This is a genomic window from Modestobacter sp. SSW1-42, from assembly GCF_046635825.1.
Classification (GTDB): Bacteria; Actinomycetota; Actinomycetes; order Mycobacteriales; family Geodermatophilaceae; genus Modestobacter.
Window position 1 is genome coordinate 624,929 of the sequence record NZ_JBISCA010000004.1, and the last position, 6,654, is coordinate 631,582.

The 6,654-nt window shown below is 73.0% G+C and carries 7 protein-coding genes; 5 read left to right on the plus strand and 2 right to left on the minus strand.

Annotated elements, in window-relative coordinates; all coding sequences use genetic code 11:
• Window positions 1-91 precede the first annotated feature (91 nt).
• The 3 genes from ACGBYP_RS17260 to ACGBYP_RS17270 all read left to right on the plus strand — a co-directional run bounded on the left by ACGBYP_RS17260 (window position 92) and on the right by ACGBYP_RS17270 (window position 4,095).
• Window positions 92-1,096, plus strand: a complete 1,005-nt coding sequence (locus ACGBYP_RS17260; protein WP_411586040.1) for an ATP-binding cassette domain-containing protein — start codon at window positions 92-94, stop codon at window positions 1,094-1,096.
• Window positions 1,093-1,899 carry an ABC transporter permease gene (locus ACGBYP_RS17265; RefSeq protein WP_411586041.1) on the plus strand — a complete coding sequence of 269 codons (807 nt, stop codon included), beginning with the start codon at window positions 1,093-1,095 and terminating at the stop codon, window positions 1,897-1,899. Before ACGBYP_RS17260 ends, ACGBYP_RS17265 begins: the two co-directional genes overlap by 4 nt.
• 117 nt (window positions 1,900-2,016) lie before the next feature.
• Window positions 2,017-4,095: a M3 family metallopeptidase gene (locus ACGBYP_RS17270; RefSeq protein WP_411586043.1), complete on the plus strand. Its 2,079-nt coding sequence runs from the start codon at window positions 2,017-2,019 to the stop codon at window positions 4,093-4,095.
• Window positions 4,096-4,256: 161 nt separating this feature from the next.
• Here the strand turns inward: ACGBYP_RS17270 and ACGBYP_RS17275 are convergent, their stop codons facing one another.
• A complete protein-coding gene (locus ACGBYP_RS17275) occupies window positions 4,257-4,601 on the minus strand; it encodes an RNHCP domain-containing protein (protein WP_411586045.1) in 345 nt (114 codons plus the stop codon).
• A gap of 8 nt (window positions 4,602-4,609) precedes the next feature.
• On the minus strand, window positions 4,610-5,116 hold the full coding sequence (gene greA, locus ACGBYP_RS17280; RefSeq protein WP_411586047.1) for a transcription elongation factor GreA: 507 nt from the start codon (window positions 5,114-5,116) through the stop codon (window positions 4,610-4,612).
• A gap of 238 nt (window positions 5,117-5,354) precedes the next feature.
• Here greA and mca point away from each other — a divergent pair, with 238 nt between their 5' ends.
• Both mca and ACGBYP_RS17290 read left to right on the plus strand, forming a co-directional pair.
• Window positions 5,355-6,242 carry a mycothiol conjugate amidase Mca gene (gene mca / locus ACGBYP_RS17285; RefSeq protein ID WP_411586049.1) on the plus strand — a complete coding sequence of 296 codons (888 nt, stop codon included), beginning with the start codon at window positions 5,355-5,357 and terminating at the stop codon, window positions 6,240-6,242.
• Window positions 6,239-6,654, plus strand: a 416-nt coding sequence (locus tag ACGBYP_RS17290; protein ID WP_411586051.1) for a hypothetical protein, incomplete at its 3' end; no start/stop codon positions are given. The genes mca and ACGBYP_RS17290, both read left to right, overlap by 4 nt.

Sequence of the window (6,654 nt, forward strand, 5' to 3'; positions counted from 1 at the left end):
GCGTCGTCGGAGGAGTGCACATGCAACGGACCCGCCGGGTCTGCCGGGAAACCCCTGGGAACTGTCGGCAGGGGGCCCTACCGTGCGCGGCATGAACAACGCCGTCGTCGTCGAGGGGCTGGTCAAGCGCTTCGGGGAGAACACCGCGCTCGGTGGGGTCGACCTCACCGTGTCCGAGGGCACCGTCCTCGGGCTGCTGGGTCCCAACGGGGCGGGCAAGACCACCGTCGTCCGGATCCTCAGCACCCTGCTGCGCCCCGACGCCGGCCGCGCCGAGGTCAACGGCCTCGACGTCGTCACCCAGGCCGACCAGGTGCGCGCCACGATCGGCCTCACCGGCCAGTACGCCGCGGTCGACGAGTACCTCACCGGCCGCGAGAACCTCGAGATGGTCGGGCGGCTCTACCGGCTGAGCGGCAAGGAGTCCCGGGTCCGGGCCGGGCAGCTGCTGGAGCGCTTCGACCTCGTCGACGCCGCCGGCCGGCCGGCCAAGACCTACTCCGGTGGCATGCGCCGTCGGCTCGACATCGCCGCCTCGCTGATCGCCCGGCCGCGGGTGCTCTTCCTCGACGAGCCCACCACCGGCCTCGACCCGCGCAGCCGGCTGGGCATGTGGGAGTTCATCGCCGACCTCGTCCACGACGGGACGACGATCCTGCTCACCACCCAGTACCTCGAGGAGGCCGACCGCCTCGCCGACCGGATGGTGGTCATCGACCGCGGCCGGGTCATCGCCCGGGGCACCGCCGACGAGCTCAAGGCCCAGGTGGGTGGCGAGCGGCTGGAGCTCACGGTGCGCTCGGCCGAGCAGCTGGCCGTGGTCACCGAGGCGTTGCGGCCGCTCGCGCACGGCGAGCTGCACGCCGACCCGCAGACCCGGCGGCTGTCGGTGCCGGTCACCGGCGGCACCGACACCCTCGCCGAGGCGCTGCGCCGGCTGTCCGGCGTCCCGGCCGAGGTGCTGGACGTCGGGCTGCGCCGCCCCGACCTCGACGACGTCTTCCTCACCCTCACCGGGCACAGCGCGGAGGACGCCGAGCCGGCCGCCGACGCCCCCCACCCCGCCGGCACCGTCAGCGCAGGAGCCTCCCGATGAGCACCCTGGCCGAGACCGTCTCCGACAGCGTCGTCATCACCCGGCGCAACCTGATCAAGGTCAAGCGGGTGCCCGACCTCATCGTGGCCGCGACGCTGTCGCCGATCATGTTCGTGGTGCTCTTCCGGTACGTCTTCGGGGGCGCCATCGAGCTGCCCGACGGCATCACCTACGCCGAGTTCCTGCTGCCGGGCATCTTCGCCCAGACGGTGGTCTTCGGGTCCACGATCACCGGCGCGAGCATCGCCGACGACATGCAGAAGGGGCTCATCGACCGGTTCCGGTCGCTGCCGATGTCCCGCTCGGCGGTGCTCATCGGCCGCACGGTGGCCGACCTGGGGCTCAACGCCATCTCGATCGCGGTCATGGCGGTGACCGGGCTGGTGGTGGGCTGGCGGATCAACAGCTCGATCGCCGAGGCGGTCGGCGGGTTCCTGATCCTGCTGGTGTTCGCCTACGCCATCAGCTGGATGATGGCGATGGTCGGCCTGCTCGTGCGCACGCCCGAGGTGGTCAACAACGCCAGCTTCATCGTGATCTTCCCGCTGACGTTCATCGCCAACACCTTCGTGCCGCTGGAGAGCTTCCCGACGGTGCTGCGGCGGTTCGCCGAGTGGAACCCGGTCTCCACGGTCACCCAGGCCGCCCGCGAGCTGTTCGGCAACATCCCGGCCAGCGCGCCGGAGCCTGCGGCCTGGTCGCTGCAGAACCCGGTCATCTACACGCTGCTGTGGGCCGTGGCGATCCTGGTGGTGTTCGTGCCGCTGTCGGTGCGGGCCTACCTGCGCACCTCCAGCCGCTGACGGAGGACCTCCCTGCAGGACCCCACCACTCGCATGCTCGCGGCGGGGCCCTGCGGGGAGGCCGGACCCGGCCGTCCAGGTGACGGCCGGCCGGGCCACGGGGTGAAGATGGGCACGATGAGCACCGCTGAACCGGCTGCGACGCCGGCACCCGAGCCCCTGTCCCCGGCCAACCCGTTCGCGGCCCCGTCGGCGCTGCCCTACGAGCTCCCGCCGTTCGCCGACATCACCCTGGAGCACTGCCGGGCGGCGTTGCTGGCCGGGATGGCCGAGCAGCGGGCCGAGGTCGCCGCGTTGCTCGCCGACCCCGCCGAGCCGACCTTCGACAACACCGTGGTCGCCCTCGAGCGGTCCGGGGCGCTGCTCGGCCGGGCGTCGGCGGTGTTCTGGAACCTGTCGTCGTCGATGTCCAGCGACGAGCTGCGCGCCATCGAGCGCGAGGTGGCACCGCTGTCGGCCGCCCACTCCGACGCCCTGCGGCTGGACCCCGCCCTGTTCGCCCGCATCGACGCCGTCCACGCGGGCCGGCACGAGGCCGGGCTGGACGAGGAGGCGCTGCGCCTGGTCGAGCGGTACCACCTGGACTTCGTGCTGGCCGGTGCCGGCCTCGACGACGCCGGGCGCGAGCAGCTGCGCGACCTCAACCAGCGGCTGTCGGAGCTGTCCACGACCTTCGGTCAGAACCTGGTCGTGGCCACCGAGGCCGCCGCAGTGCTGGTCACCGACGCCGCCGAGCTCGACGGCCTGAGCCCGGCCGAGGTCGAGGCCGCGGCCGGGGCCGCGACCGAGCGAGGGCAGGAGGGTCTCCTGCTCACCCTGGTGCTGCCCTCGGGTCAGCCGGCGATGGCCAAGCTGCGCAACCGGGAGCTCCGGCACCGGCTGCACGAGGCCTCGCTCACCCGCGCCTCGTCCGGGGAGCACGACAACGGCCCGATCGCCGCGGAGATGGCGCACCTGCGCGCCGTCCGTGCCCGGCTGCTCGGGTTCGACACCCACGCCGACCTCATCGCCGCCGACCAGACCGCCCGCACCTCGGCCGCCGTCGACGAGCTGCTGGGCGCGCTGGTCGCCCCGGCCATGGCCAACGCGCGCGCCGAGGCCGAGGTGCTCGCCGAGCTGGCCGCCGCCGACGGGGTCGAGCTGGCCGCGTGGGACTGGGCGTACTACTCCGAGCGGGTGCGCGCCGAGCGCTACGCCGTCGACAGCGGCGCGCTGCGCCCGTGGTTCGAGCTCGACCGGGTGCTCGTCGACGGTGTCTTCCGCGCCGCCGAGCTGCTCTACGGCTACACGTTCACCCCGCGCCCCGACCTGCAGGGCTACCACCCCGATGTCCGGGTCTGGGAGGTCTTCGGCGCCGACGGCGCGCCGGTCGGGCTCTACCTCGGCGACTTCTTCGCCCGCGACGGCAAGCGCGGCGGGGCCTGGATGAGCTCCTTCGTCGACCAGTCGGGGCTGCTGGGCACCCGCCCGGTCGTCTTCAACTGCCTCAACGTCACGCGGGCCGCGGCCGGCCAGCCCACGCTGCTGACGATGGACGAGGTCACCACCCTGTTCCACGAGTTCGGCCACGCGCTGCACGGACTGTTCTCCGCGGTCACGTACCCGCGGTTCTCCGGCACCAGCGTGCCGCGCGACTTCGTCGAGTACCCGAGCCAGGTGAACGAGATGTGGGCGCTGTGGCCCGAGGTCCTCTCGCACTACGCCCGGCACGTGGAGACCGGTGCGCCGCTGGCCCAGGACGCCGTCGACGCGATGGAGGCCGCCGCGCTGTGGGGCGAGGGCTTCGCCACCGTCGAGTACCTGGGCGCCACCCTGCTCGACCAGGCCTGGCACCGGCTCACCCCCGACACCGAGGTCACCGACGCGCAGGCGTTCGAGGCGCGGGCGCTGGAGGCCGCCGGCGTCGCCTTCGACCTGGTGCCGCCGCGCTACCGGACGACGTACTTCCAGCACGTCTTCGCCGGTGGCTACTCGGCCGGCTACTACTCCTACATCTGGTCGGAGGTGCTCGACGCCGACACGGTGGAGTGGTTCAAGGAGAACGGTGGGCTGCGCCGGGAGAACGGCGACGTCTTCCGCGGCCGGCTGCTGTCCCGCGGCGGGTCGGTCGACCCGCTGGGCGCCTTCCGCGCCGTGCGTGGCCGGGACGCCGACACCGGCCCGCTGCTCCGCCGCCGCGGTCTGACGCCCGCCTGACACAGCACCGGACCCGCGGACGTCGTCCGCGGGTCCGGTGCTGCGCCGTCCGTGGGGGACAGACGGTGATCAGGTGACCTGATCACCGTCTGTCCTCCGGTACCAGCGTTGGTGCGGGAGGACAGACGGTGCTGCAGGAGGACGAGGCGGAAGCCGGGGCCTCAGAGCCAGGGGAGCGCGAGCACCAGGTCCAGGTCGTCGGGGGCCGCGCCGTCCCGCACCAGCCGGTTGGGCTGGCGGTGGCCGCAGGCGGTGCAGCGGTGCACCACCTGCCAGCCCTTGCCCGACTTCTCCACCAGGCCGATGGGCTCCATCAGCTGCCGGCAGGTGCTGGCCCGGTCACCGGGCCGCTCGTCGACGTGCAGCGACCACAGGCACCACGGGCAGTGGTTGCGGTAGTGCCCGTCGGTGTTGGCCGGCACCAGGGTCGAGCAGTGCCCGCAGACGAAGTCGGTGTTCTCCGCCCGTCGCCCGCGGGCCCGCCCGCCGTCCACCGTGCTGGTCACGTGCCCGCTCAGGGGACGAACGGCTCGACGGCCAGGACCTTGACCGAGATCGACTTGCCGTTGGGGGCGGTGTAGGTGACCGTCGCGCCCGGCTCGGCGCCCACGATCGCCGCACCCAGCGCGGACTCGGGGGAGTAGACGGTGAGGTCGGTGGTGCCGGCGATCTCGCGCGAGCCCAGCAGGAACTTCTCGGTGTCGTCCTCGTCGCCGTCGAAGGCGATCGTGATGACGGTGCCCAGCGCGGCGTGCGTGGCCGTGGTCGGGGCGTCGCCCACCCGCGCCTTGCGCAGGAGGTCGGTGAGCTGGCGGATGCGGCCCTCGGCCTTGCCCTGCTCCTCGCGCGCCGCGTGGTAGCCGCCGTTCTCCTTGAGGTCACCCTCCTCGCGGCGGTCGTTGATCTCCTTGGCCATGGCCGGGCGGTTCTCGATCAGCTGGTCGAGCTCGGCCCGCAGCCGGTCATGGGCCTCCTGGGTCAGCCAGACGCCCTGGTCCTGCTGGTCGGTGGGGGATCCCACGGATGACTCCCGGTGCTCATGAGGCGACCCCCAGCGATGGGGGTCCTCTCTGGTCAATCCGGGCAACCTAACACCGGAACGCGGCCCCGTGCAGCCGTCACCGCCACCCGGACGTGGTGCGGGGCACACCCCGGAAGGCCCGGGTGCCCCGTCGCGGGGCCGCGGGCAGGGGGATGATGGGAGGCCAGCAGCACGGCATCGTCGGGCACGGGCCCGACGGGCGCAGCGAGGAGAGAACGTGACCGAACCGGACCAGTTGCGCCTGCTCGCGGTGCACGCCCACCCCGACGACGAGTCGAGCAAGGGCGCCGCGACCATGGCCAAGTACGTCGCCGAGGGCGCCCGCGTCCTGGTGGCCACCTGCACCGGCGGTGAGCGCGGCTCGGTGCTCAACCCGGCCATGGACCGGCCCGACGTCTGGGAGCGGATGACCGAGATCCGGGCGGCCGAGATGGCCCAGGCCCGCGAGATCCTCGGCGTCGAGCAGGAGTTCCTGGGCTTCGTCGACTCGGGCCTGCCCGAGGGTGACCCGCTGCCCCCGCTGCCGGAGGGCTGCTTCGCCCTGGTGCCGGTCGAGGAGGCCGCCGCTCCGCTGGTCGAGCTGATCCGCCGCTTCAAGCCGCAGGTGATGACCACCTACGACGAGCGCGGCGGCTACCCGCACCCCGACCACATCAAGACCCACGAGATCTCGATGTACGCCTTCGAGGCCGCGGCCGACCCCGACCGCTACCCCGAGCTGGGCGAGCCGTGGCAGGTCAGCAAGGTCTACTACCACATGGGCTTCACCCTGCCGCGCACGAAGGCGCTGCACGAGGCCATGCTCGCCACCGGCGCCGAGTCGCCCTACACCGAGTGGCTGGCGAACTGGGACCCGGCCAACGACATCTCCCACCGGGTGACCACGCAGGTGCCCTGCGCCGAGTACTTCCCGGTCCGGGACGCCGCGCTGATCGCGCACGCCACCCAGATCGACCCGACCGGGCGCTGGTTCTCCGTGCCGCTGGACCTGCAGACGCAGACCTGGCCCACCGAGGACTACGAGCTGGTCCGCTCGGTCGTCGACTCCCCGACGCCCGAGGACGACCTGTTCGCCGGCGTCCGCACCTCCGAGCGCATCGCGTGACCGGCGCCCTGGCGGTGCTGGCCGCCGCCCAGCAGCAGGTGCCCGAGGACGTCGGCAAGGCGGGTCCCCTCGGGCTGCTGCTGATGGTCGTGCTGCTCATCGTGGTGCTCTTCCTGGGCCGGTCGATGGGCCGGCACATCAAGAAGGTCCCGGTCAGCTTCGACCCCGCCGACCAGCCGGTGACGGTGCCCGACAGCCCGGCGGAGCTGATCGACGGCCCCGACACCGGTGCTCAGCCCGGGCAGGCGCTGCTGGACACCCTGCGCCGGGCGCCGCTGGCCATCGAGCCGCCGCGCCCCGCGGCCTACCAGCGGTGTGCCACGTCGACGACCAGTCGGTCACCGTCGGGGCCGGGGAGCGTGAACGCCCGGAAGGGCAGCCTCGCGCGGGTGCCGACGGCGAGGGTCGTGCT

Coding starts and splice junctions, on each gene's coding strand:
- ACGBYP_RS17260 (WP_411586040.1), top strand. CDS start 92: ATGAACAACGCCGTCGTCGTCGAGGGGCTGGTCAAGCGCTTCGGGGAG.
- ACGBYP_RS17265 (WP_411586041.1), top strand. CDS start 1,093: ATGAGCACCCTGGCCGAGACCGTCTCCGACAGCGTCGTCATCACCCGG.
- ACGBYP_RS17270 (WP_411586043.1), top strand. CDS start 2,017: ATGAGCACCGCTGAACCGGCTGCGACGCCGGCACCCGAGCCCCTGTCC.